21 protein-coding genes are annotated in these 26,178 nt (G+C 61.0%); 12 read left to right on the forward strand and 9 right to left on the reverse strand.

What is annotated here, in order from left to right:
* Nucleotides 1-54 precede the first annotated feature (54 nt).
* From INT40_RS16205 to INT40_RS16215, 3 genes are read left to right on the forward strand one after another with little or no spacing between them, the layout of a single operon-like run.
* Nucleotides 55-258, forward strand: a complete 204-nt coding sequence (locus INT40_RS16205; protein WP_096160701.1) for a hypothetical protein — start codon at nt 55-57, stop codon at nt 256-258.
* 3 nt (nt 259-261) lie between these two features.
* Nucleotides 262-1,620 (forward strand): type I glutamate--ammonia ligase, encoded by a 1,359-nt coding sequence (gene glnA / locus INT40_RS16210; protein WP_101574817.1) that lies wholly within the window; start codon nt 262-264, stop codon nt 1,618-1,620.
* A gap of 4 nt (nt 1,621-1,624) precedes the next feature.
* Nucleotides 1,625-4,666: a bifunctional [glutamine synthetase] adenylyltransferase/[glutamine synthetase]-adenylyl-L-tyrosine phosphorylase gene (locus INT40_RS16215; RefSeq protein ID WP_193096507.1), complete on the forward strand. Its 3,042-nt coding sequence runs from the start codon at nt 1,625-1,627 to the stop codon at nt 4,664-4,666.
* A gap of 9 nt (nt 4,667-4,675) precedes the next feature.
* On the opposite strand, the gene INT40_RS16220 is transcribed toward INT40_RS16215, so the two are convergent.
* Both INT40_RS16220 and glnA (INT40_RS16225) read right to left on the reverse strand, forming a co-directional pair.
* Nucleotides 4,676-6,145 carry a mycothione reductase gene (locus INT40_RS16220; RefSeq protein WP_193096508.1) on the reverse strand — a complete coding sequence of 490 codons (1,470 nt, stop codon included), beginning with the start codon at nt 6,143-6,145 and terminating at the stop codon, nt 4,676-4,678.
* A gap of 157 nt (nt 6,146-6,302) precedes the next feature.
* Nucleotides 6,303-7,727, reverse strand: a complete 1,425-nt coding sequence (gene glnA, locus INT40_RS16225) for a type I glutamate--ammonia ligase (protein ID WP_101574820.1) — start codon at nt 7,725-7,727, stop codon at nt 6,303-6,305.
* A 143-nt stretch (nt 7,728-7,870) separates the two neighbouring features.
* On the opposite strand from glnA (INT40_RS16225), the gene INT40_RS21250 reads away from it, so the two are divergent.
* On the forward strand, nt 7,871-8,311 hold the full coding sequence (locus tag INT40_RS21250; protein ID WP_101574821.1) for an RDD family protein: 441 nt from the start codon (nt 7,871-7,873) through the stop codon (nt 8,309-8,311).
* A gap of 117 nt (nt 8,312-8,428) precedes the next feature.
* Here INT40_RS21250 and INT40_RS16235 read toward each other — a convergent pair whose 3' ends face one another.
* The 3 genes from INT40_RS16235 to lipB are packed head-to-tail and all read right to left on the reverse strand — an operon-like array spanning nt 8,429 to nt 10,917.
* Nucleotides 8,429-9,160, reverse strand: coding sequence for a DUF4191 domain-containing protein (locus INT40_RS16235; protein ID WP_101574822.1), 732 nt, complete (start codon nt 9,158-9,160; stop codon nt 8,429-8,431).
* Between the two features lie 55 nt (nt 9,161-9,215).
* Entirely contained in the window at nt 9,216-10,268 is a 1,053-nt protein-coding gene (gene lipA, locus INT40_RS16240) for a lipoyl synthase (protein WP_193096509.1), read from the reverse strand.
* A gap of 10 nt (nt 10,269-10,278) precedes the next feature.
* A complete protein-coding gene (gene lipB, locus INT40_RS16245) occupies nt 10,279-10,917 on the reverse strand; it encodes a lipoyl(octanoyl) transferase LipB (RefSeq protein WP_101574824.1) in 639 nt (212 codons plus the stop codon).
* A 178-nt stretch (nt 10,918-11,095) separates the two neighbouring features.
* Between lipB and INT40_RS16250 the strand changes: the two genes are divergently transcribed.
* Nucleotides 11,096-12,559, forward strand: coding sequence for a hypothetical protein (locus INT40_RS16250; RefSeq protein WP_101574825.1), 1,464 nt, complete (start codon nt 11,096-11,098; stop codon nt 12,557-12,559).
* A gap of 52 nt (nt 12,560-12,611) precedes the next feature.
* On the opposite strand, the gene sucB is transcribed toward INT40_RS16250, so the two are convergent.
* The 3 genes from sucB to INT40_RS16265 all read right to left on the reverse strand — a co-directional run bounded on the left by sucB (nt 12,612) and on the right by INT40_RS16265 (nt 17,499).
* A complete protein-coding gene (sucB, locus tag INT40_RS16255) occupies nt 12,612-14,447 on the reverse strand; it encodes a 2-oxoglutarate dehydrogenase, E2 component, dihydrolipoamide succinyltransferase (RefSeq protein ID WP_193096510.1) in 1,836 nt (611 codons plus the stop codon).
* Between the two features lie 20 nt (nt 14,448-14,467).
* Nucleotides 14,468-15,856 carry a dihydrolipoyl dehydrogenase gene (lpdA, locus tag INT40_RS16260; protein WP_193096511.1) on the reverse strand — a complete coding sequence of 463 codons (1,389 nt, stop codon included), beginning with the start codon at nt 15,854-15,856 and terminating at the stop codon, nt 14,468-14,470.
* 152 nt (nt 15,857-16,008) lie between these two features.
* Nucleotides 16,009-17,499 (reverse strand): leucyl aminopeptidase, encoded by a 1,491-nt coding sequence (locus INT40_RS16265; protein ID WP_193096512.1) that lies wholly within the window; start codon nt 17,497-17,499, stop codon nt 16,009-16,011.
* A gap of 162 nt (nt 17,500-17,661) precedes the next feature.
* On the opposite strand from INT40_RS16265, the gene INT40_RS16270 reads away from it, so the two are divergent.
* On the forward strand, nt 17,662-18,768 hold the full coding sequence (locus INT40_RS16270) for a quinone-dependent dihydroorotate dehydrogenase (protein ID WP_193096513.1): 1,107 nt from the start codon (nt 17,662-17,664) through the stop codon (nt 18,766-18,768).
* Here INT40_RS16270 and INT40_RS16275 read toward each other — a convergent pair.
* Entirely contained in the window at nt 18,743-19,303 is a 561-nt protein-coding gene (locus tag INT40_RS16275; RefSeq protein ID WP_257930285.1) for a DUF3043 domain-containing protein, read from the reverse strand. The genes INT40_RS16270 and INT40_RS16275 overlap by 26 nt on opposite strands.
* 77 nt (nt 19,304-19,380) lie before the next feature.
* Here INT40_RS16275 and INT40_RS16280 point away from each other — a divergent pair, with 77 nt between their 5' ends.
* From INT40_RS16280 to INT40_RS16305, 6 genes are all read left to right on the forward strand, one after another.
* Nucleotides 19,381-20,754, forward strand: coding sequence for a dipeptidase (locus INT40_RS16280; protein ID WP_101574831.1), 1,374 nt, complete (start codon nt 19,381-19,383; stop codon nt 20,752-20,754).
* Between the two features lie 84 nt (nt 20,755-20,838).
* Nucleotides 20,839-21,192: a HesB/IscA family protein gene (locus INT40_RS16285; protein WP_101574832.1), complete on the forward strand. Its 354-nt coding sequence runs from the start codon at nt 20,839-20,841 to the stop codon at nt 21,190-21,192.
* 36 nt (nt 21,193-21,228) lie between these two features.
* Nucleotides 21,229-21,897 carry a leucyl/phenylalanyl-tRNA--protein transferase gene (aat, locus tag INT40_RS16290; protein ID WP_193096514.1) on the forward strand — a complete coding sequence of 223 codons (669 nt, stop codon included), beginning with the start codon at nt 21,229-21,231 and terminating at the stop codon, nt 21,895-21,897.
* Nucleotides 21,898-22,006: 109 nt separating this feature from the next.
* Entirely contained in the window at nt 22,007-22,879 is an 873-nt protein-coding gene (coxB, locus tag INT40_RS16295) for a cytochrome c oxidase subunit II (protein ID WP_101574834.1), read from the forward strand.
* On the forward strand, nt 22,876-24,573 hold the full coding sequence (ctaD, locus tag INT40_RS16300) for a cytochrome c oxidase subunit I (RefSeq protein ID WP_101574835.1): 1,698 nt from the start codon (nt 22,876-22,878) through the stop codon (nt 24,571-24,573). The genes coxB and ctaD overlap by 4 nt, the downstream gene beginning before the upstream one ends.
* Nucleotides 24,570-24,971, forward strand: coding sequence for a cytochrome c oxidase subunit 4 (locus INT40_RS16305; protein WP_101574836.1), 402 nt, complete (start codon nt 24,570-24,572; stop codon nt 24,969-24,971). Before ctaD ends, INT40_RS16305 begins: the two co-directional genes overlap by 4 nt.
* Nucleotides 24,972-26,178 lie beyond the last annotated feature (1,207 nt).

Genomic DNA, 26,178 nt, shown 5'->3' on the forward strand with positions numbered 1-26,178 from the left:
CCGGTAAGCTGAAATCTGTCAGGAATTCACCACACCCGCGATGGAGGGCTCGACATGGGACTGTTCAAAGATATCGACGACGCCGATTCGAAGTACTACTTCAATCTCAAGACCAACGAGGTCGAACGCGGCCTGGTCAGCGATGCGGACCACCGCATGGGCCCTTATGAGACAGAAGAAGTCGCTCGCGCCGCCCTCGAACGGGCTCAGGCTCGCAATGAGGAGTGGGAAGAAGACGAGAAGAAGTGGAACGGCTGAGGAATGTCGCGTCAGGAAGAATTCGTTCTTCGCACCGTTGAAGATCGTGAAGTCCGCTTCATCCGACTCTGGTTCACCGATGTCCTCGGTGGACTGAAATCGGTCGCAGTCGTTCCGGCGGAGCTTGAAGGTGCCTTCTCCGAGGGCATCGGATTCGACGGTTCAGCCGTCGAGGGACTTTCACGTGTCTATGAAGCCGATATGGTGCTCAAGCCCGATCCATCGACCTTCTCGCTTCTGCCGTGGCGTGGTGAGAAGGAACCCACCGGGAGGATGTTCTGCGACATCCATGTGCCCGGAGGAGAACCGGCTCAGGCCGATCCGCGCTATGTTCTCAAACGGACGTTGGCGAAGGCTGCGGAGAAGGGCTTCTCGTTCTATGTCCACCCGGAGATCGAGTTCTATCTGTTCAAGACGGACAACCTCGATCCCGGCACCGGCATCTTTGAGGGGACCACCCCCATTCCCGTTGATACGGCCGGCTATTTCGACCATGTCAACGGCGGCACTGCCAACGACTTCCGGCGCTCCGCCGTCACCATGCTCGAAGCCATGGGGCTGTCTGTGGAATTCTCGCACCACGAGGCCGGTCCTGGGCAGAATGAGATCGACCTTCGTTATGCCGATGCGCTGACCATGGCCGACAACATCATGACCTTCAGGTCTGTCATCAAAGAGGTCGCGATCTCCCAGGGCGTGTACGCATCGTTCATGCCCAAACCCCTCAACGATCATCCGGGCAGCGGAATGCACACCCATGTCTCACTCTTCGAAGGTGAGAACAATGCCTTCTTCGAACCCGGAGCCATGTATCAGCTGTCGAAGACGGGCAAGCAGTTCATCGCCGGAGTCCTCACCCATGCCGCTGAGATCACTGCGGTGACGAACCAGCATGTGAACTCGTACAAGCGACTGTGGACCGGTCACGAAGCTCCTTCCTACATCTCGTGGGGACATCGGAACCGTTCGGCCCTGGTCAGGGTGCCCCAGTACAACTCCGGGAAGTCCTCCTCGGCTCGCATCGAATATCGGGCGCTGGATTCGTCTGCAAACCCGTACCTGTCCTATGCGCTCCTGCTCGCCGCCGGGCTGAAGGGCATCGAAGAAGACTACGAACTGCCAGAAGAGGCAGAGGACAACGTGTGGGAGCTTTCGGACACGGAACGTCGTGCCATGGGGATTCAGGCACTGCCGACGAGCCTGTCCCACGCGCTGGAGATCATGGAGCAGTCCGATCTGGTCGCGGAGACACTGGGCGAAGAGGTCTTCGACTTCTTCCTGCGCAACAAACGCCAGGAATGGAACGACTACCGCGCGCAGGTGACTCCGTTCGAACTCAGCAAACACTTCACCTCGATGTAGTCTCATGGCCCGGATCACTTCGCGTACCTCGATCGTCTCCGAGTCAGCCGCCCGCTTCCTCGACGAGATCAATGGACTCCTCGGTCAGCCTCTGGCCACCGATTCGCGTTTCATCGATCTCCTGGAAGCGACTCCGGATCCGCATGCAGCGGCACTGGGTCTGCTTCGGGTTCTGGAGGCTGCAGCCGAGTCGGCACCGCAGTTCCTTGACGCCATCCGCTCGGACACCAGTGTGGATCTCGCCGAGGACGAGATCGACCGTCCGCTGCTGCGGCGTGTGCTCGCAGTCATGGGCACCTCCGAGGCCATGGTCGATCACCTCGTGCGGCATCCGGAGTCTCTGCCTCAGCTGGTCGAGAAGTCTCCGTTCCTCATGGTCTCCACCCCGGCAGCTTCGGCGGTATCGCTGCGCAAGGATCTGCTCGACAGTGTCGGAGCCGATCCGGATGCTCCGGCACCCGCGGCAGATCACCTCGGCGAGGAGGCGATCAAGGACCTGCGCCGCACCTATCGCAATGCACAGCTGCGGTTGGTTGCCGATGATCTCGTCTCCGAGGCGCCCGAGGAGATCGTCGATCATGTGATGGCTGTGCTCTCCGACCTGGCCGCAGCCGCCATGGATGCTGCTCTGGCGATTGCCAGGGCTGAACTCGATCCAAAGGGCACTGTTCGCATCGCTGTGATCGCCTTGGGCAAGACCGGAGCCCGTGAGCTCAACTACGTCTCCGACGTGGATGTGGTCTTCGTGCTCGATTCAGCGACGAGTGATGAACAGCGTGATCTGGCTACGGAGATCGCCCAACGGATGCGCGGCATCCTCTCCGATGCCGGTGCAGAGCCTGCCCTGTGGGAGGTCGACACGGCATTGCGCCCCGAGGGCAAGGCCGGAGCACTGGTGCGGACCATGTCAGAGTTCACCCGCTATTACGCCGACATCGCAAAGAACTGGGAATTCCAGGCTCTTCTCAAGGCGCGGCCTGTGGCCGGTGACGTCGGGGTGGGCGAGGAGTTCGTCGAGACGCTTCTGCCGCTCGTGTGGGAGGCCGCCAGCAGGCAGGGGTTCATCGACGGCATCCGGTCGATGCGTCGTCGCGTCGTGGACCTCATTCCCGCCTCCGAGGCGCCCCGACAGATCAAGCTGGGACGTGGAGGACTGCGCGATGTGGAATTCTCGGCCCAGCTGCTGCAGCTGGTCCACGGTCGCAGTGACGAGGAGATCCGCACCCCGAACACGCTTGTGGCTCTGGAAGAGCTGGGTGAGCATGGGTACATCGGAAAAGAGGATGCCGCAGTCTTCTCCGCCGCCTACCGGTTCATGCGCGTGGTCGAGCATCGGGTCCAGATTCCGCGGATGCTGCGCAACGCGCTCATCCCCGACGACGATGAGAAGCTGCGCATCCTCTCCCGTTCGGTCTTCACCTCGGGCTCGCGGACCGGAGCCCGGCTGGAGGACACGCGCAAGGATTATGCCAAGCAGGTCACCCGTCTGCATGATCAGATCTTCTATCGCCCCATCCTCGACGCAGCAGTCGGTGTCCACGGTGCCGTCGTCGACGCGCACAACAGGGGCAGCAGCATGCAGGCTGCCGCGGACCGCCTCCAAGCCTTCGGCTACCGTGATCCGCAGGGCGCTTTGACCCACATCAAGGCGCTGACCTCCGGCATGTCGCGCACGGCCCTTGTCATCAAGCAGGTCCTGCCTGCACTGCTGGACTGGTTCTCCGACGGAGTCAGTCCCGATGCTGCGCTCCTTGCATTCCGCCGCCTCACCGACTCGCTGTCGTCCTCCGGCTGGTTCCTGAAGATGCTGCGTGACTCCGGTCTGGCCGCGAAGTCCGTGGCGGAGGTCCTTTCACTGTCCGGCTATGCCAGTGAACTGCTTCTGCGCCAGCCCGCGGCGGTGGCCTGGCTGGACAACTTCGACAACCTCACTTCCCGCGATCCGAAGGCCCTGGAGGCCGAAGTCGGGGGCCTCCTCAAACGACATGCGGGCGCAGCGATCACACCGATCCGCGAAACCTACAGCCGTGAGCTTCTGCGTATCGCTCTGCGCGACGTCCTGGATGTCGGGGATCGGGCGGAGATCCCCGGTGACCTCTCCGCCCTGATGGATCTGACCGTCAGGAGCGCACTGCAGGCCGTCCGTCTGGACCTCGATGGTCCCGATACTCCATCTTACGAATTCGCGATCATCGCAATGGGGCGCTGGGGTGGAAGCGAGATCGGTTACTTCTCCGATGCCGACGTAACCTACGTCTATCGCTCTGTCAGCGAGGATCTGGATGCCGAGGAGAAGGCCAAGCTGAGCAAGCACGTGAGCAAGTTGGCACTGGGCCTCGGCAGCCGGCTCAAGGCCAGTGTCGGCGCCCAGGGCGTCGACCTCGACGCCGATCTGCGACCGGAGGGTAAGAATGGGCCTCTGGTCCGGGCACTGTCGTCCTACCGGGCCTACTATGCGAAGTGGTCCCAGCCTTGGGAAGCACAAGCACTGCTGAGGGCCCGTCCGGTCGCCGGTGACTCCGGCCTCATCGAGGACTTCACCGACCTCATCGATCCGCTGCGGTACCCAGCGGAGATGCCGACGAAGTCCCTGACCCAAGTCCGCACGCTCAAAGCACGGATGGAAGATGAACGCCTGCCTCGCAATGCGGACAAACGGCGCCACCTCAAGCTGGGTCGGGGGAGCCTTTCCGACGTCGAGTGGACGGTTCAGCTGATGCAGCTCCAACACGCCCAGCGGATTCCCGGTCTGCAGACGACCTCGACGCTGTCAGCACTGAAAGTCGCAGCCGAAGTGGGGCTCATCCCCACAGACGATGCCGACGAGCTCGCGGCCGCATGGCAACTGGCCACCGATGTCCGCTCGGCAGTGATGCTGTATCGGGGGAGGACAGCGGAATCACTGCCGGAGGAGCACTTCGAGCTTGAGGCCACGGCTCGACTGCTCGGATATCCGGCGGGTGGCGGACACGAACTCGAAGACGACTACCTGCGCACCACCCGCCATGCCAGGAACATCATGGAAGAGTACTTCTACGGGTTCTGAGGACTATCCTCAGTCGTCGTTGAACTCGAGGCCCAAGAGTGCGTTCTCAACGACTTCAGGCAGCGCCGGATGAATCCAATACTGACGTTTGGCCATCTCGTCTGCGGGCTGATCGAACGCCATCGCCTGGATCAAAGGCTGTACGATCATCGAGGCCTCGTGACCGACGATGTGTGCGCCCAGGATCTTGCGCGTCGCCTTATCTGCGATGAGCTTCACGACCCCGGGGTCATCGGCCATCGCCCAGCCGTAGGCCACGTCGGAGTACTTCTGCACCTTTACACTCACGTCGTAACCAGCCTGCCGTGCTTCATCTTCCGTGATGCCGACGTAGGCGACCTGGGGTGAGGTGAACACGGCACCGGGGACGGCGTGATGATTGACTTCGCGCAGATCCGCCTCGGTGGCGCCTCCAGGGGATCCGGCTGCCACGTCGAGCGCGAGGTTGTCGCCCACGACGTCGGCCTCATGATTGGCGACGTGCTTGAGCTGATAAGGAGAGCTGATGTCGCCGAGTGCGAAGACTCCTGGGACCGGCTGGCCGTGAGCAAGCACGCGCTGTCGTGAGTCAACGCTGAGACGAGCCCCATCAAGAACATCAAACCCGGCTTCGCCCACGTTCAGGCTCGCGGTGTTCGGTGTGCGCCCGGTGGCGATGAGGACCGCATCCGCGTCGATCCGAGAGGGCAGATCGACCCCGCCGAGGCGGCCGCTGGCTTTCAGAGTGACGCTGACCTGGCCGTCGTCGAAACTGTAGGAGGACACCTCGGCACCGCGGTGAACGGTGTGGGTGCGTTCGAAGAGTTCGGTGAACTCATCCGAGACGTCCTCATCGATGTTGCCGAGCAGACGAGGGCCGCGTGCGATCACGCTCACCTCGGCCCCGAATCCGGCGAAGACGTGGGCGAACTCCATGGCAATGATGCCTGAGCCGATGATGACCATACGTTCGGGTCTCTGGGGAATGCGCATGATCGAGTTCGATGTGTAGACGGGATAGCCGTCGGTATCCACCAGCTGCGGGTCGAGTCCATGCGCCTCGGGAATGACGGGGGAGGCCCCGGCCGCGATGACGATGCGATCGGCTGTGAGCTCCTCACCCGAGGCGGTGCTCACCGTCTTCGGTCCTGTGAAATGAACGTGTTCGGCCACGACGCTCACATTCGGTTGACGGTCGCCGCTGCGATAGTCCCGACCTCCGGCTTCGATAGCGTCGACACGGTCGAAGATCCGCTTCTGCAGCGCGGGCCAATTCACGCTGTGGAAATCAGTCGAGAGGTTATAGCGCTTCGAATCGGCGGCCTGTTCGGCGATCGTGGCTGGATAGACGAACATCTTCGTCGGTATGCAGCCCACGTTGAGGCAGGTGCCGCCGAAATGCCATTCCTCGGCTATCGCAACGTTGAGGCCGAAGAATCGGTCGTCGAGAAACATGTTCCCCGAACCTGTACCGATCAGAAGAAGATCGAAGTGCGTCATTGTCCATCCCTGTGTCAGTCGTGGTCACCGGCGAAGGCTGACCTGGTCAGATGCGTTAAGGGGCGCCACGGGTGAACCCGTGACGCCCCCACTGTATTCCTTAGGGCTGTGGCCTACGTGCTCTGTGCCGGCAGCCAGCGAACTCTACGACTCTGGATCAGAGTGCGTAGTAGAGCTCGAACTCCGTCGGGGTCGGACGCAGACGAGCCACCTCGATCTCGTTCTCGCGCTTGATCCGAATCCACGTCTCGATCAGGTCGGAGGTGAAGACGTCTCCGGCGGTGAGGAAGTCGTGGTCCTTCTCGAGTTCGATGAGGGCCTCATCGAGAGAGCCTGGGACAAGTTTGATGTCCTTGGCTTCCTCAGGTGGGAGCTCGTAGAGGTCCTTGTCGATAGGCTCCGGAGGCTCGATGCGGTTGCGGATTCCGTCGAGTCCGGCCATCAGCTGTGCGGAGAAGGCCAGGTACGGGTTGGTCGACGGGTCCGGCACGCGGAACTCAAGACGTTTGGCCTTCGGTGAGCTGCCAGTGACCGGAATACGGATCGCGGCCGAGCGGTTGCGTGCTGAGTAGACGAGATTGACGGGAGCTTCGTATCCGGGCACGAGGCGGCGGTACGAGTTGATCGTCGGGTTGGTGAACGCCAGAACGGCGCCGGCATGTTCGATGAGACCGCCGATGTACCAACGAGCCAGATCGGAGAGGCCTCCATAGCCGTTCTCGTCATAGAAGAGGGGTTCGCCGTTCTTCCACAGGGACTGGTGGCAGTGCATGCCTGAGCCGTTGTCATCGAAGAGCGGCTTGGGCATGAAGGTGGCCGACTTGCCCAGTTCGTAGGCACTGTTCTTGATGATGTACTTGAAGTCGAGGAGCTGATCGCCTGCATGCTGTAGGGTCTTGAACTTGTAGTTGATCTCCTGCTGGCCTGCAGTGCCGACCTCGTGGTGGGCGCGCTCCATCTCGAAGCCGATCTGCTCCAACGTCAGAGACATGTGGTCGCGAATGTCAGCGAACTTGTCCTGTGGTGAGACGGGGAAGTAACCGCCCTTGAAGGGAGTCTTATAACCCAGGTTTCCGCCCGGCTCGTCTTCGCCCATATTCCAGGCGGCTTCTTCGGAGTCGATCTTGTAGAAGCTGCTGCCCGGTGTGTTCTCGTAGCGGATCGAGTCGAAGAGGTAGAACTCTGCCTCAGCGCCGAAGAATACAGTGTCGGCGATTCCGGTGCTCTCGAGGTAGGCCTCGGCCTTGGCCGCAACCTGACGGGGATCGCGAGAGTAGGGCTCATCGGTGAATGGATCGACGATCGAGTGTGTGATGACCAGGGTCTTGGCCTCACGGAAGGGGTCGATATAGGCCGATGAGACATCTGCGAGCAGTTTCATGTCCGATTCGTGAATGCCCTGGAAACCCGTGATAGAGGAACCGTCGAAGAGCAGACCTTCGGTGATCTCTTCTGTGCCGTACGAGGCTGCAGGAAGGTTGAAATGCTGGACAACACCGGGGAGGTCGCAGAAACGAACATCGACGAATTTGACGTCGTTCTCCGAGATGTAGTTGACGAGTTCTTCAGCAGACGAGAACACTTAGTCTCCTAGTTAGTTTACGGTGGTCGTTCGACTTGACCATTCCCAATCTTAGTTGCAAGCGAGTGAAGCGGTGATGTCGTCCGTGTTTCGGGCATGTTTCCTGAGGATTCGTCCAGGTTCGACTTGGGTAAACTGGGTCCGTGATTAATCGTGATGACCTCGGCTCCTGGCTTGAGGGGCCCAAGATTGAGCGAGAAGAAGGCGATTGGCCAGGCAGACGGCTGGGACTGCCCGAGACTGGATCGCATTCGGCGGCACCCGCCTGGCGCAGGCTCTTGGGACTTATAGTCGACTGGTTCATGTGTTTGGCGATCGCGAACCTCATCGGGTCGTCCAATCCATTCCTGGCTCCGGGCCTCTTCGCACTTGAGCATTTCCTGCTCGTCTCGACTCTTGGATACACGGTGGGCCACAGGATCTTCGGCATCGAGGTCCGTCGCCTGGACGGTCATGTGCCCGGCTTCGTCAAGACGCTCATCCGTACTGTGCTCGTCGTTCTCGTCATTCCCGCACTGATCTTCAACCGAGACAATCGTGGTCTCCACGATCTGGCTGCCGGGACGTTCATCCTCAAGCGCTGAGGCCACGACCCGCTTGAGCGCAGTTCAGGCGGTTCCGATACATAGAAGTGGGGCACCGACTCGTTTGAGTCGGTGCCCCACTTCTATGTATGACCAGCTCAACGCGGTACTTTTCGATCAGCGTCCGCGCATCGCTTTGTGGTTCGGGCGAGCCTTGTTCGGATCGATGCCCTTCGGGATGGGGGGACGGGTGCCCTGGGTGCCGAGAGCGGCAAGGCGATTACGTACAGCCAGCACTTCGGTCTTGTTGAGCTTGCGAGGAAGCTTCTGGACTGCCGGAACAACCTGTTTCATCTTCAGCTGGCCTTCCTCATTGCCGCCCTGGAAAGTATGCACCGGGACGGTGGGCAGGATGCGCTCATGGCGCTTCTTCTCCTTGGCCAGCAGTTTCGCGCTGCGGCCCTTCGAACCTTCGCTGAGGAGCACGACTCCGGCACGACCAGTGGAGCGGAAGACGAGGTCGCGGCTCTTCGGGTCGATGGCGATGGGCTTGTCGTCCATCAGGTAGCCGCGGCGAGCGGTGTTGAGGACGGCACCGAAGGCTCCCGGCTGTCCCTCCATCTGTGCGAAGGCAGCCGTCTCAGCGAATCTGCCGAGCATGAACATGCCCAGCAGAAGACCCACCATGAAGCCGAGGATCGTGGTGAAGACCGCGCCGCCGAACAGAAGCCCGGCCAACAGGCCCAGCAACGTGCAGCCGAGAATGGCGGCAGCTAACAGCCACGGTGTGGCCTTATTGTGCTTGGCCGACAGTTCGTAGACCTGCTTCATCTGCGCCAGGCGGCCCGGCTTCTTGTTCGGATCCTTGGGCTTCCGGCGGAAAAGTCCCTTGCGCGGTTCTTCGCTCATGCTCTCACTTGCTCTTGAATGACGTATCGACGTCGAGGCCGGGCCCCGAACGCTCTCATTGCTCAGCAGTCAAGTCTACCTCTTCGCCCGGGCCGAATGTATCCACAACGGCCTGAGCCTCCTGCTTGGCGGGGGTGTGCTTGTCAAGGTGGGAGAGATGAGTGGGTATCTGCTCGCCTCGATGGCGCATGGCCGTCGCCCACAGGCGACCGGCACGGTAGGAAGAACGGACCAGGGGACCGGACATGACGCCCGAGAAGCCGATGTCCTCCGCTGCGTCACGCAGCATCACGAAGTCGGCCGGTTTGACCCACCGAGTCACGGGGTGGTGCCGCGGTGAGGGCCTCAGGTACTGATTGATCGTGATGAGATCGCAACCTGCTTCGTGGAGATCGCGCAGTGTTGCGATGATCTCGTCGTTGGTCTCACCCATGCCCAGCATCAGATTCGACTTCGTGATGAGGCCCGCGTCGCGCGCCTGGGTGATCACGGACAGAGAACGTTCGTAGCGGAAGGCGGGACGGATGCGCTTGAAGATGCGGGGAACCGTCTCAACGTTGTGAGCCAGCACCTCCGGACGCGAGGAGAAGACCTCGGCCAGCTGATCCGGCTCTGCATTGAAGTCGGGGATGAGGAGTTCTACACCCGTACCGCTGCCATCTGAGTAGTCGAGATTGTGGATCTGACGCACGGTCTCTGCGTAGAGCCAGGCACCGCCGTCGTCGAGGTCGTCGCGGGCCACGCCGGTGATAGTCGAGTAGCGCAGACCCATGTCGCGCACCGATTCGGCCACACGGCGAGGTTCATCGGCATCGAAGTCGGCAGGCTTTCCGGTGTCGATCTGGCAGAAGTCACAGCGCCTCGTGCACTGTTCGCCGCCGATGAGGAAGGTCGCTTCGCGGTCTTCCCAGCATTCGAAGATATTGGGGCAGCCGGCTTCCTCGCAGACCGTGTGCAGCTCCTGCTTACGCACCAGTGACTTCAGGGAAGTGTATTCGGGGCCGATATGGGCTTTTGCTTTGATCCAAGCAGGCTTGTCCTCGATCGGCGTTTCTGAGTTCCGTGCCTCGACACGGAGCATGCGGCGGCCTTCTGGCGCTATCGTCACGTCAATTCTCCTAGGCTGTGATGTGGTTGTGCAGGATCTCGTCAAGGCGGGCAGCGACATCTTCAGGAGTCACGCTGCGGCCGAGTTCGGCACTCATGGTCGTTGTGTCGGCGTCCGTGATCCCGCAGGCGATGATCGATTCGTAGGCGCCGAGGTCGTTGCTGCAGTTCAGGGCCAGACCGTGCATGGTCACACCTTCGTGGATGCGGATGCCGATCGCGCCGATTTTCCGGTCGCGGCGGGTGCCGTCACCGAGTATCCAGACACCTGCGCGTCCCTCGATGGTGGTGGCTGCGATGTCGTACTCGGCGAGGAGCTCGATCATGGAGTCCTCGAGCTGCGAGACGAAGAGCTTGACCTCTTTGGTGTCATTGAGCTTGTACACGAGGTAGGCCACCAGCTGCCCAGGGCCATGCCAAGTGATCTTCCCGCCACGATCGACGTCGACGACTTCGGTGCCATCGGTGGGCCGCTCATGGTCTTCCGTGCGTTTGCCGGCAGTGTAGACCGGCGGGTGTTCGAGCAGGAGAATCGTTGAGTCACGATCCTCAGCGAGCACTTCTTCGTGATATTTCTTCTGCAAGTCCCAGGTTCGCAGGTAATCCGAATATACGGGTGCGAAACCCAGCGTTTCTGTGACCAGAGGCATGGCACAAGACTATGTCTCTTGTAGCAGGGGTTCAATTTCATCGAAGATGAGCCTCGACACCTTCGAGTACCGCCCGACTCTTGACTTATGATCCACCATCAAACACTATTAAACCAGAGCAAGACTCCCTAAACAGCACCTATGCGGTTAAAGGATCCACCGACGGAGATGACGAACAATGACGTGGGAACTCCAAGCACCGGTCTCTGATGACATTCACCGACTCGTGAACGATCAGGGCCAGACGATCTGGGGAGTCGACCACCAGGGCTTCGATACAGATCACCCGGAAGCACTTGGAGTTGCCGACGTGGATCTGCCGTCCGGCTCCACATCTCTGCTTCTCGTCGAACCACTCGCCGGCGGTCTCGTCCTCGACGCTGTCCGTTCCTACCAGGGACTGGTGGAAGGGGAATTGTGCACCCTCTTCCTCGGCATCGTCGAGGAACTGTGGGGGAGCACCGATGCGCAATCACGGCTCTGCCTTGAAAGCATCGGACTCGATGCCGAAGGACGTCCGCGGATCATTCCCGGTATCAGCCGGACGTCGCCTGCCTCGGCGCGATTCGCGATCGGAGAGATGATCTATCACGCCGCGCATGGCCGCCCCTGGGCACAGAGTCCCTTGCCCGTGCGAATCGCACTTCCCGGGTGCTCGCAGCCGTTGCAGACACTTGTAGAACAGCTGCTGGATGATTCGACACCACCTTCCAGTCTCCACGACACCCTCGCCGAGGTGAGCGCGACCTTGCGTCGAAGCGGGACGCCAAGTGCCCTCCCGCTCCTGCCCGCCGAACGCGATCTCGACCCGGGGCAGGCCCTGACGGCTCGGCTGCGAGCTGTCAAGCCATCCATCGTCGCAGGATCTCCCGAGCCGGCAGAGGCTGCCCGGCCTGCTGAGAGCACCGGTGCAGCAGCCCGCCTACGGGCCGCCAGTCGAGACGGTGGCGTCAGCCGGCAACGCGGCAGACGCCGTCAGGTACCTCGTCGAAACCGGGGGACTGCGTCGCTGCGGAATCGACTGTCCTCGTGGGTTGCAGGGGGCGGGGAGGGGTTTCTGGGTCGGTTGCCGCTTCGCAGCCGGCGGCCCCGGAAGCGATCGACTGGGCCCCGTACTTGGGTTCTCCTTGCCGTGATCATGACGATCATCGGAGGTGCTGTGATGGTCAGATCGTGGAGTTCGGGGAACAGCACTGCCTCGGTGAGTTCGGCAGAAGATGCGAGTCCGAGCGCGAGCGAGACTCCTTCCCGGAACAGCGACGACTCCCAGGCCAATGTCGAGGAGATGTCGGAGAGCCAGATCTTTGCGCTGTTGGATGATCTCTGCCGGAAGCGTTCTGAGGCATTGAGCGCCGGCGACGATCAGGCACTGGCCGCATTGACAGTCCCAGACTCTTCGGCCGCTGCAGCCGATGAACTGCTCGACCTAGACACCTTCGTGGGAAATGACTACACGATCGAATTGAACGATCCGGTGATCAGCGAGCAGACACACCGCCACATCCTCGTTGAGGCCCAGATGTCGACGAGCGTGAAGACAGAGGGGGACGAGTCAGGGTTCGCTCCCGCCCATGTCGAGTTCGAGCTGGCACCCCATGATGGCGCCTGGAGAGTTCTGGCTGTCACGCAGATCAACCGTTGAGGGGATGAGAAAGGCCGGCCACATCAGTGACCGGCCTTTCAGCTGAAACGAATCAGAGATCGAGATCCGCTTCGAAGTTTCCTTCTTCGAGACGGGCCTTGATCGTCTGCAGGAAACGTCCTGCATCCGCGCCGTCAACCAACTGGTGGTTGTAGGTCAGCGGCAGGTAGACCATGTCACGGATGGCGATCGATTCCTCGCCGTCCTCGGTCTTGACGACGATCGGGCGGCGCACGATCGTGCCGGTGCCCAGAATGCCCATCTGCGGCTGATTGATGATCGGAGTGTCGAACAGAGCACCCACCGAACCGATGTTGGTGATGGTGAACGTTCCGCCCGAGAGCTCATCAGGCATGATCTTGTTGTTGCGAGTCCGATCCGCGACATCGTCGATGGCCTTCGAGATGCCGGCGATGCTCAGATCCCCGGCGTCCTTGATCACAGGCACGAGGAGTCCGCGTGGGGTGTCCACTGCGATCGCCAGATGCTCGTGGTCGAAGTACGTGATCTCCTGGGAATCCAGATCGTACTGTGCGTTGACCTTCGGGTGCTGCTTGAGCGCTTCGACGACGGCCTTGCCGAAGAACGGCAGGTAGGTCAGCTTCGAGCCGTGTTTGGACTGGAAGGCGTCCTTGTTGGCCTTGCGCAGCTTCACGACACGAGTCATATCGACCTCGACGACCTGAGTCAGCTGAGCCGATACGTCGAGAGACTCGCTCATCCTCTTGGCGATCGTCTGTCGGATGCGCGAAGCCTTCTCCGTGGTGCCGCGCAGCTTCGCAGCCTCTTCGGGAATCTCGAGCTTGAACGGTGCCTTCGCACCGCCGGCTGCCGGAGCAGCAGATCCCGACGAGGTGGAAGAACGGTCGGCGGCTGCGGCCATGACATCCTGCTTGCGGATGCGTCCGCCCACTCCGGTTCCGGTCACCGAGCTCAGGTCGACGCCCTCGTCGCGTGCCAATCGGCGCACGAGTGGAGTCACATATGCGGCATTTTCACCGACCGTGTCAGCGGCCGCTGGTGCGGGTGCGGAACCCTGCGAGCCTGACTGCTTCTCGGCTGGCTCTGACGCAGCCGGGGCAGGGGTCTCCTGCTTCGGTGTTTCTTCGGCAGCTGTAGACTTCTTGTCCACAGCGGGTGCCTCTTCCTTGGCCGGCTCCTCTTCCTTGGCAGGCTCCTCTTCTTCAGCAGGCTCCTCGGCGGGAGCTTCCACTGCAGCAGCGGAAGACTCTGCCTCGTCCGATCCGGAACCGACGCGAGCCAGAGGCGCGCCGACCTCAACGGTCTCGTCCTCTTCTGCCAGGTGTGCCTGAACGGTTCCCGCCACGGGGGAGGGCACCTCGGTGTCGACCTTGTCGGTGGACACCTCGAGAAGTGGTTCGTCGACCTCAACCTCTTCGCCGACGTCCTTCAGCCAGCGAGTCACGGTACCTTCGGTCACGGACTCACCGAGGGCAGGCATTGTGATCTCTGTGCCTTCGCCTCCGGAACCGGATGAGGCTGGAGCATCGGCTTCCGATTCGTCGGCTGAGTCCGAGGACGCTTCCTCGGACTCTTCGGCCGCTGCGGGCTCGGATTCTTCGGCTGGTTCAGAGGTGTCCTCGTCGGAGGAGCCCTCTGCGTCGGCGGACTCTGCGGAGTCGGATCCGCTGCCGTCGCCGATGTAGGCCAGATCTCCGCCGACTTCGACGACGTCGTCTTCGTCAGCCAGGATCTTCTCCAGGACACCCGCGTAGGGGCTGGGAATCTCTGTGTCGACCTTGTCAGTCGACACCTCGAGCAACGGCTCGTCTACTTCGATTTCTTCGCCGACCTCTTTGAGCCAGCGGGTGACTGTTCCTTCGGTCACCGACTCACCGAGAGCCGGCATCTGCACGGAATTCGACATGTCTTTCGTCTCCTCGGATCTTAAGAGTGGAAGTGCAGGGGTTTGCCAGCGAGGGCCAGGTGGGCCTCGCCGAGTGCTTCATTCTGTGTCGGGTGAGCGTGAATGAGTTGCGCAACTTCCTCTGGGAATGCCTCCCAGTTGACGATCAGTTGGGCTTCGCCGGCCTGCTCGCTCAGTCGAGCGCCGATGCCGTGGACGCCGACAACAGGTCCGTCCTTCTCACGGATGACCTTGATCAGACCGCTGGTGTTCAGAATCACGGACTTACCGTTTCCGCCCAGGTTGTATTCGATGGATTCGACGCTGTCGGCTCCATACTGCTCTTCGGCCTGCTTGGACGAGAGTCCGACCGAGAAGATCTCGGGTTCGCAGTAGGTCACGCGAGGGATGCCTGATTCCAGAACAGGAACCGGGTTCAGCCCTGCGATCTCCTCGGCGATGAAGATTCCCTGGCCGAAGGCGCGGTGAGCCAGCTGCAGTCCGGGAACGATATCGCCGCACGCATAGATGTTGCCGACGCCGGTGTGGAGACGTTCGTTGGCGAGGACGAAACCACGGTCCATCGGGACGCCCTGGTCTTCGAAGCCGAAGCCTTCGGTGACCGGGCCACGGCCGACGGCAACGAGGAGGTACTCAGCCTCGAGGACCGAACCGTCTTCGAGAGTCACCTTGACTCCGTCAGCAGTCTCCTCGACGCCCTTGAACATGGTGCCGAGCTTGAAGCCGATCTTGCGCTTCTTGAAGGCCCGTTCGAGGTTCTTCGAGATGGTCTCGTCCTCGTTGGCAACGAGGTGCTTGAGTCCTTCGACGATGGTGACCTTGGCACCGAACGACGACCACACACTGGCGAACTCGACGCCGATGACGCCGCCGCCCAGAACGATCGCCGAACCGGGGACCTTGTCGAGCTCGAGAGCCTCGGTGCTGGTGATGACACGCTCAGTGATGTCGAGACCGATGGTCTTCGACGTCGAACCGGTGGACAGGAGGACGTTGGTGCCGGTGACGGTGTGCTTGCCGTCTTCACCGTCAACCTCGACGGTGTCCTTACCTGTCAGTTTGCCGGTGCCGAAGTACGTGTCGATTCCACGCGCCTTCACCAGCCCCTGCAGGCCCTTGTAATTGCGAGAAATGACATTGTCTTTGTAGTCGAGAACTTTCTCGATGTCGATTCCCTTGAATTCGACCTCAATGCCGAAGTTCGACGATTCCTTCGCCGTGTCGGCGACCTCTGCAGCATGCAGAAGGGCCTTCGTCGGAACACAACCGCGGTGCAAGCATGTGCCGCCAACCTTGTCGCGTTCGATCAAAGCAACCTTCATGTCGAGCTCTGCAGCGCGCAGTGCGGCAGCGTAGCCGCCGGTTCCGCCGCCCAGAACGACAAGGTCGTAGGTCAATGAGTCACTCACGGATTACTCCTCGTAGCTGTGAATAAGCCTGCCGTACGCAGCTTTCCTTCTATCTTTCCACTTTTCTCGCCAAGGGCGAAAGCACAAACTGTCTGTTTGGACACAGGTGTGGATGATCACGTCCATATCGACAGCGTGTAGAAACTATTTTGTCAGTTCACCTGCTTTGCTGCCTCGATGAGAGTGCGGACCGCCGCGCCCGTGGCGGCGACCGGTGTGTAGCCGAAAGCGGAGCCGGTGTTGAAGCTCGGTCCCGCGATGTCGATGTGTGCCCAGTTGGTGCCCTCGCTGACGAATTCCTGGAGGAAGGCGCTGGCTGCGAGCATGCCGCCGGGCCGGGGTCCGGAGTTCTTCAGGTCCGCGGCGTTGGAGTCGAAGCCGGAGAGCATCTCTTCGGGGATGGGCATCGCCCACATCTCCTCGCCGGCGTGGGTCGCCGAGGTTGTGATGAGATTGCGTGCCTCTTCGGCACCCATGACTCCCGAGGTCCGAGTGCCCAGTGCAACGACCTGCGCACCTGTGAGTGTTGCCACATCGATGAGGAGATCAGGGTTCTCTGCATCGGCGTCTGCCAATGCGTCGGCGAGGACCAACCGGCCCTCGGCGTCGGTGTTGGTGACTTCCACTGTCTTGCCGCTGCGCATGTGCAGAACGTCGCTGGGGCGTGTCGCCGATGATCCCGGCATGTTTTCGGCCAAGGGCAACCAGGCGGTCGCCCTGACAGGCAGTCCCAGGTCCGCGATCGCGAACAGAGCCTGGACGACGGCAGCGGCACCGGCCATATCGGACTTCATGTCCTCCATGCTCGCAGCGGGTTTGAGGGAGATGCCGCCGGAGTCGAAGGTGATGCCCTTGCCGACGAAGCTGACGTGGCGCTCGGCACCTTTCGGGGAGTATTCGACCTTGACCAGGCGCGGTCCGCGGGTCGAGCCCTGTCCGACGCCGATGATGCCTCCGTATCCGCCGGCCTGCAGTTCCTTCTCGCCGAGCACGCTCACTTTGAGCTTGCGGTCCTTGCCCTGTTCTTTGACGCGCTGGGCGAAGGATTCGGGGTAGAGGTCGAGGGGAGGAGTGTTCACGAGGTCGCGGGCGCGGTTCGTCGCCGCGGCGATGATCGCACCGTTGGAGTGCGCGGCCGTGTGCTCTTTGCTCTTGGGCCCGAGGATGGTGACGGTGCCGGGAACCTTGTCTGCGTCCTGGCTGCGGTAGTCGATGAAGCGGTAGGCGCCGAGTCCAGCACCGATGGTGATGGCTTCGACAGCGTCGGCGGTGAGTGCCGGCAGGCCCACCGCGATCGAGTCCACACCGTCCAGGGCACGCAGCGCATTGCCTGCACCGCGGCGGAGCACCTCGTGTGACTTCGCTGCGGCGTCGGTGCCGCGAGCTGTGGCGTCGAAGGCGCCGAGGCCGACCAGGAGGATGCTCGATGCGGAAAAGGCCTTGGGCGCTGCAACACGTGCAGTGGCTCCGGCCTTTCCGGTGAATTCGATGGCGCGAACCACGTCTTCGAGAGCGGTGCGTGCGGATTTCGCAGTATCGAGGCCGAGGACCTTGTCGTCAGCTACTCCCAACACCAGAACTGAAGCGGTGGCTTTCACAAGTGTGGTCGAAGAGTAGTTGGTGGGCGTGGATGCACTGGGCATATATTCCCTTTCATCGTCTTTGAACGTTGAATCGATCCTAATGCCATTTCGCGGAGGATGGATAAACTGTGACCATTCGGACCAGGCAAGTGCGTGAATTCCTGGTAGCCGTGGACCGTGCCGTCCTGGGGTCACATCGCCACCTGACATATTCTGGTGGGTGTGTACTCACTTTTCTTCAAACTCTTCTTTGCCCCCATGGACGCCGAACGCGCACATCATGTGTCGTTCACAGCACTGAAAATCCTCGATTCCATCCCCGGTCTGGGCCGACTGCTCCGGATCGTGCTGGCTCGCGGTACCCGCGATGAGGTCGAAGTGCTGGGCCTGAAGTTTCCCAATCGCCTCGGGCTGGCGGCTGGATTCGATAAGAACGGTGAAGGGATTCGCGCTCTGTCGACGATGGGCTTCGGCCACATCGAGGTCGGCACGATCACTGCTCATGCTCAGCCCGGCAACGAGAAGCCGCGACTGTTCCGTCTGCGCAAGAACATGGCGCTGCTCAACCGGATGGGATTCAACAACCAGGGTGCCCGGCAGGCCGCCTTCAACATCGAAGAACAGCGGAAGTCCCTTGCCTTTCTGCCCTCGGCACAGCGCCCGATCGTCGGGATCAACATCGGCAAGACTAAGGTCGTCGAAGCTGCTGACGCCGTCGAGGACTATGCGAGTTCAGCGCGGTTCTGTGCGCCTCTGGCTGATTACCTCGTCATCAATGTCAGCTCGCCGAACACTCCGGGTCTGCGTGACCTGCAGTCCGTGTCGAGCCTGGAACCCATCATCGACGCGGTGCGCTCTGCCGCCGCCGAGGTGGTCACGACTACTCGTTCCACGCTCGGTCACGTGCCGCTGCTGGTCAAGATCGCACCCGATCTCAATGACGAGGATGTCGCCGAGATCTGTGACCTCGCCATGCGTTCGGGAGTCGATGGACTCATCACCACCAACACCACGATCAATCGCGACGTGCTCAACGGCCCGGAAGCGGACTTCGCTCGCGGTCAAGCCGGGGGCATCTCGGGACGACCCTTGGCTGCGCGGTCGCTGGAAGTCCTTCGTCTGGTCAAGGCCACCGTCGGCGACAACCTCAGCATCATCTCCGTCGGCGGAATATCTGATGCCAATGACATCAGCGCCCGGCTTGCGGCGGGCGCTGATCTGGTTCAAACCTATTCGGAGATGATCTACTCCGGGCCGTTCTGGCCCGGACGGATCATTCGCGGAGCCCGTTCCCGGACTCTGCTCACTTCGGGTACTGGCGGCGCTTGACCTGAGGTTTCGGCATGCGCAGCGGACGAATCTGGACGCTGCGCATGATTGCGTAGAACGCCAGGCCACGTTCGACGGTTCCGAACTTGGCTTTCAACCGTCCCTTGAGGATGTAGTTGACGATCACTCCATCGAGGATGACCAACGCCAGCAGACCCCAGACCGCGTAGGTGAAGTACTGCTGAATGGCCACCGGCTGCGTGAATGCCACCACCAGGATCAGAATCGCAGCGGGGATGAAGAGCTCTCCGATGGAGAAGCGCGCGTCGATGTAGTCGCGAACATAGCGCCGCTGCGGGCCTTTGTCGCGGCGCGTGAGGTACTGTTCCTCACCGTTCATCATGCCGATGCGGGCACGATCGCGGTCCTTGCGCGTCTGTTCCTTGGCCTTCTGGTTCGCCACCTTGCGATCCTTCGAAACCAGCGGCTGTTTGCGCACCGATTCCTGCTGACTGCGTTTGGGCGTCGGCCGTCCTTTCTTCTGCTCAGCCTCACGCTGCGAGGCAGCGCCAGGGTGTGAACCGTCATCGTTCACCGGTCGATTGTCGGAGGATTGCGCATCCTCAGGAGATTTTTTGCTTCCGAACACCTAATGAATACTACCTTTGGAGAATGAGCGAATCGACTTCTGCACTGGACAGTGCACAATTGCATACCGAACTCGACACCATCTTCGATGAGGTCATCGACCAGCTGACCGATCTCGTGGCGATCCCGTCAGTCGCCTGGCCCAGCTTCGATCCCGCAAACGTTCGGACCAGCGCCGAGGCTGTGGCCGGACTTGCCCGAGATTTGGGGCTCGACGTCGAGATCCTGACCGCAGCGCAGGAAGACGGCTCCGAAGGCTACCCGGCCATCGTCGCCTCGGTGCCGGCTCCTGCAGGCGCACCGACCGTGCTTCTCTACGCGCACCACGACGTTCAGCCTCCGGGCAAAGCCGAAGCCTGGAACTCTGAGCCTTTCGTTGCCACCCGAACGGGGGAGCGGCTCTACGGTCGTGGAGCCGCCGACGACAAAGCCGGCATCATGGTCCACCTCACCGCTCTGCGTCTCCTGGCAGGCCGCCTCGGCGTGGGTGTGACTCTCTTCATCGAAGGAGAGGAGGAGGCTGGCAGTCCCAGCTTCCGCAACTTCCTTGAGACATATCAGGACAAGCTCGCCGCCGACGTCATCGTCGTCGCTGACTCCGGCAACTGGGCGGCCGGCACACCAGCACTGACGACGAGCCTGCGCGGTATGTGCGCTATCGAATTTGAGATCTCCACGCTCGATCATGCCGTGCATTCGGGAATGTACGGCGGGATCGTTCCCGATGCGATGCTGGCGATGACACGGGTGCTGAGCACTCTCCACGATGAGGACGGCTCAGTGGCCGTCAGCGGTCTTAAGTCACAGACCAGCAGTGACATCGACTACGAAGAGGCGACGATCCGCGCCGACTCCGGTGTTCTCGAATCGACCTCACTCATCGGTTCCGGCTCACTGGCCTCACGCCTGTGGACTCAGCCGTCGATCACTGTGATCGGACTCGACATCCCCGAAGTCGACGTCTCCTCGAACACTCTGCAATCCAGCCTGCGGGCAAAACTGTCGATCCGTCTGGCACCCGGAGACACTCCGGCCAATGCTGTTGAGGCAGTCGAGAAGCATCTGCGCGAGAACCTTCCCTTCGGCGCCACACTGACCATCGGAGACACTGAGGGCGGCAGTCCGTGGCAGGCGGATCTGGACGACCCGGTGGTGCAGACCGCAGAACGCGCTCTCACCGAGGCCTGGGGACAGGAATCCGTGACTATGGGCATCGGCGGTTCGATCCCGTTCATCGCCGATCTCCTCGAGGTGTTCCCGCAGGCATCTATTCTGGTCACGGGAGTTGAGGACCCGGATGCCAGGGCCCACAGCGCCAATGAGTCGCTGTATCTGCCTGATTTCAAGGCCGCGATCGTCGCCGAGGCGCTGCTGCTGCAGAAACTGGCAGCGAGCTGAGGCCGGCTCGGGAATAGGTTCACCGACCAGAACGTTGTGGTCGGTGTAGCCTGGAGACAGGCAGGATCGAAATAAGGAGTAACCATGACTGTGACGAACGAAGCGATGGCCACGCACGAGGTCGAACTCTCGAGCACGGCTGCTGACAAGGTGCGCAGCCTGTTGCAGCAGGAAGGTCGCGATGACCTGCGTCTGCGTGTGGCCGTTCAACCCGGTGGCTGCTCTGGTCTGATCTATCAGCTGTACTTCGACGAGCGGCAGCTCGACGGTGACGCAGTACGAGACTTCGACGGCGTCGAGGTCATCGTTGATCGGATGAGCGTGCCTTACCTGGGCGGCTCGACCATCGACTTTTCGGACACCATCGAAAAGCAGGGCTTCACGATCGACAACCCGAACGCGGGCGGCTCCTGCGCATGCGGCGACTCATTCCACTGATGTCAGCCCGCTGAAACAGACCTGAAAGTCACTGAGATGGACCTGGAGGATCTGCGCGCCGTGTCATACACGGCAACGCAACCCCAGGTCCTCTCTTCGTATCGGGCCGGACTCTTTCCGATGGGAATCGGCAGTGGCGGTATCGGACGCATGGGGTGGTGGGCTCCGCGACGACGCGGAGTCCTGCTCCCCGGCGACCTCAAAGTCAGCAAGAGCCTGCGCAAGTCGATGCGCAGATTCGAATACAGCGTCAACACTGATTTCGAGCAGGTCATCCGAGCCTGCGCAGACCCCAACAGGCCCGGCAGCTGGATCACCGAGGACATCATCCGCCTCTATCAGGGTCTCCACAGGGCCGGGTGGGCACACTCCGTGGAGGTCAGGTCCGAGGGCGTCCTCGTCGGCGGTCTCTACGGAGTCGCCATAGGCTCGTTCTTCGCCGGAGAATCGATGTTTCACACGCAGCGCGATGCCTCCAAAGCGGCCCTGGTGCATCTGGTGTCCCTCTTCAACGGAACGACGTCCCCAACGGCCCCCACCTCGGTCGACGCTGATTACGATGGTGGTGAGTGGCTCATCGATACTCAGTGGCAGACATCACACCAGGCGAGCCTCGGCGTGTCGGAGATCAGTGGTCTCGACTACTCTGCCCGGCTAGATTCCGCTCTCCGTGGGGATCGTTGTCAGGTTATTCTCAACAAATGATCATTTGCATGTGAATTTCTACCGCTTGTAGCGGTACTCTGGTAACTGACATAGTAAGAATTCGTCTTTCGGGCACCCGGACGGCGAATAAGGTTGTGAAAGGCTGCACGTGGATTCTCCGAATCAGGCAGGACCGGGAAGGTCCTGGGCGAAGCGGCTCGGCACTCTGGGCGCCGTCGCTGTACTGGCGTTGCTGTCCGGCTGCACGAAAGAGCAGATCTCCACAGGGTTCTTCCCCGCCGAGTCGAAGGGCGCCACCAACCACACCGAGGCATACACCTCCCTGTGGAACGGTGCATGGATCGCCCTGCTCATCGTGGGCTTGATCGTGTGGGGACTCATCCTGTGGGCGATGGTCGCTTACCGCCGCCGCAAGAACGATCGCGGACTGCCTGTGCAGCTGCGCTACAGTATGCCGATCGAAATTCTGTTCACGGTCACTCCAGTCATCTTGGTCCTCGGATTCTTCTTCCAGAGCGTCCAGGTCATGGAGAAGACCACCGACGACACCACACCCGGTGACCAGGTCATCGAAATCGCCGCAAAACAATGGGCATGGGACTTCAACTACGTCAATCAAGACGTGTACTTCGCAGGAACGCAGGTAGCGCTCGATGGCACGGAGAAGCCGGGGGAGAAGGCACCGACCCTCTACCTCCCGGTCGATACCGACCTTGAGATCAAGTTGCGCTCACGCGATGTCATCCACTCGTTCTGGGTCCCCGCTTTCCTCGAGAAGCGCGACATGATTCCTGGTCACGACCAGAGTCTGCATCTGCGCGCCGAGAAAGAAGGCGAGTACGTGGGCAAGTGCGCTGAGCTGTGCGGTGAATACCACTCCGAAATGCTCTTCAATGTGAAGGTCGTATCTAAGGACGAGTTCGAGGACTACACCAAGTCCCTCGCCGACGACGGCAACAAGGGTCAGCTCGGACCTGAGTACGATCGCAACTGGTACCCGAAAGAAGGTGCTGAAAAATGACCGCAACGATGAATCAGTCGGCCCTTGACGCCCCTGTTGTTCCGCGGAGCAAGGGGAAGATCATCGTCGACTGGGTTACGTCGACCGACCATAAGACGATCGGGTATATGTACCTGATCGCGTCGTTCCTCTTCTTCTGCGTCGGCGGCGTCATGGCCCTCATCATCCGTCTCGAGCTCTTCGACCCGGGTATGCAGATAGTCGAGACCAAGGAACAGTACAACCAGCTGTTCACGATGCACGGCACGCTGATGCTGCTGATGTTCGCGACTCCGCTGTTCTCCGGTTTCGCCAACGTGATCATGCCGCTGCAGATCGGCGCACCCGACGTGGCGTTCCCGCGTCTGAATGCGTTCGCCTTCTGGATGTATCTCTTCGGCTCCCTCATCGCCATCTCCGGCTTCCTCACCCCTCAGGGTGCAGCCTCGTTTGGATGGACTGCGTACGCGCCTCTGAGCAATACAACCTTCACCCCGGGCGCCGGCGGAAACCTCTGGGTTCTCGGCCTGGCGTTGCAGGGAATCGGAACGATCCTCGGATCAGTCAACTTCATCACCACGGTCATCACGATGCGTGCTCCTGGTATGACCATGTTCCGTATGCCGATCTTCACCTGGAACACGCTGATCACCGGCATTCTGGTTCTCATGGCCTTCCAGCCTCTCGCGGCCGCATTGCTGGTCTTGGGAGCTGACCGAATACTGGGATCCCATGTCTTCAGCCCCGGGAACGGGGGACCGATCCTCTGGCAGCACTTGTTCTGGTTCTTCGGACACCCTGAGGTTTACGTGATTGCCTTGCCGTTCTTCGGCATCGTGACTGAGATCTTCCCAGTCTTCAGCCGCAAGCCAGTCTTCGGCTACAAGGAACTGGTCTTCGCGACGATTGCTATTGCTGCCCTGTCCGTGACCGTGTGGGCTCACCACATGTACGTCACAGGAGTTGTGGCGCTGCCGTTCTTCGCGTTCATGACGATGCTCATCGCAATTCCGACTGGCGTGAAGTTCTTCAACTGGGTTGGCACCATGTGGCGAGGGTCGATCACCTTCGAGACCCCGATGGTTTGGTCCATCGGATTCCTCGTTACCTTCCTGTTCGGTGGTCTCACCGGCGTCATCCTGGCCAGCCCTGCTCTCGATATGCAGGTCTCGGACACCTACTTTGTGGTTGCTCACTTCCACTACGTGGTCTTCGGTACCGTCGTGTTCGCGATGTTCGCCGGATTCTACTTCTGGTGGCCGAAGTGGACAGGCAAGATGCTCAACGAGAAGCTTGGACTCATCCACTTCTGGATGCTGTTCATCGGTTTCCACGGCACCTTCCTCGTCCAGCACTGGTTGGGTGTCGACGGAATGCCCCGTCGTTACGCGGACTACCTCCCTCAGGATGGCTTTACCTGGATGAACCAGGTGTCCACTGTCGGCGCAATGATTCTGGGTCTGTCGATGGTTCCGTTCTTCTGGAACGTGTGGATCACCGCACGCAATGCACCGAAGGTCACGGTCGACGATCCTTGGGGTTACGGCGGTTCACTGGAGTGGGCAACATCCTGCCCACCTCCACGCCACAACTTCACCTCGTTGCCCCGTATCCGTTCGGAACGTCCGGCATTCGATGTGAACCATCCCGAACTGCTCGAATACGCCGGGCACGGCACCCCTGAACCGCAACTCGCCGGAGGTAATGTCAAGTGAAGTCGTCGATCACTCTTTTCCTCGTCAACGCAGTGTTCTTCGTGATTGTCGCCGTTGCCTATGGCCTCTACACGGACTTCGGCGAAATGGTTGGTTTCCCCGCTTTGCTTCTCACCGGTGGCATGTCAGGCATGGTCGGTGTCTACCTGTGGCTGACCGACCGTCGTGTCGGTCGCCAGCCACAGGACTCCGAGCAGGCAGAGATCTCCGATGCCGATGCGGACTACGGCTTCTTCAGCCCTTGGAGCTGGTGGCCGATCGCCTGTGCAGGTGCGGCAGCTGTGGCCTTCTACGGAATCGCCATGGGTTGGTGGATCTTCCCCTTCGGCGCCGTCCTCGGCCTCGTCGCTCTGGTCGGACTGTCGTACGAGCATGATCGTGGGGATCACGCCCACTGATTTGCTGCAAAGCGAATACTGATTACAGATAGTACTGATGGCCCGGACTCATACGAGTCCGGGCCATCAGTGCATTCACTCATGCAAGGGGATCCGTGACTCTCTTGTCCCGAAGCTGCGATCGTGTGCTGCGGCCGTGTGAGAGTTGTCCTTGGACACTGCGATGTCTTCTTTGGTCCGAGTCCTCGTCTGCCTCTGTCTGTGCGCGCGAAGGCGGGTGCACCAGTAGCTTGTACAGTCCGGCCGAGGCCATTGTGGGCCTCGGCAAGCCTTTGTTCCCGCCCTTTGCCCGTCCGAGGGCTCAGGCGGGCCTGCAGAGGCTGGTGACGCGTGTGGTCTCATCGGTGCGAAGAGGACACCGGTGATCGCGTCTCCCTCGTCCCATCCTCGATGCATGTCGGCGCCTCATCCATCTTCGCGAGAAATCGTTTCGTGGCCGTCGACGGGCACTATGAAGTGACCGCTGACATCGAAGTCGGGCTGGGATCACCCGCTTGTCGCTTTGTACAACGCTGGGTGGTCTTAACGACGCCGCACTGGGGAAACTGTCGGGGCGACTTCACCAGCCCCGTACAGGTCCCTCGTCAGCCATGATTTGGGTCGGCAACTACTTCGGCGTTCGTCGAGTCAGAGGCACGGCCGTCGCAGCACCTGACGATCATCCCAGCGGATGCAGGCGCGGCCTACAGCCCAAAGCCCAATAGGGGGCGCTTCCTGTTGCTCAGAGCGCGAGGAGACGGCACTTCAGGGTCTATGGAACGTCCGTCATCTTCTTCAGCGGCATTCGCCCAGCGGTCGTCAGCTGTCAACAGTCGGTAGGAAATGCCCATAGGGGGTCACGAGAATTGCCCACCAGTGGCCAAGAGAACTGCCCACGGGCGGCCACGATTTCTGCCCATCCACTCCTCGTGATTGGTCGTGACCACCAGGCACAACGAGCTCACCGGCCCAGGCACGAAGCTGGCAGGAGAATTCTCGACAGCCGGCAGTCTCAGCGGGTGGGCAGATGCAGACGGAATCTAGCACCAAGGGGATGAGTACCCGCAATCGGCCGCCGTCCGAGATGGCAGAGTCTAACCCACTCATTACGCGGTGAATTCTCTAAGGCACAGGGGTCACTCGAGCAGCGGGGCGCTGAGGCAGTTCGCTGTGCAGAATAGGCGGAGCCCGATGCAGCGCAGCCGAGTCCAACGGAGTGCACCTCAGT

It is taken from the genome of Brevibacterium sp. FME17, from assembly GCF_014897515.1.
Taxonomy (GTDB): domain Bacteria; phylum Actinomycetota; class Actinomycetes; order Actinomycetales; family Brevibacteriaceae; genus Brevibacterium.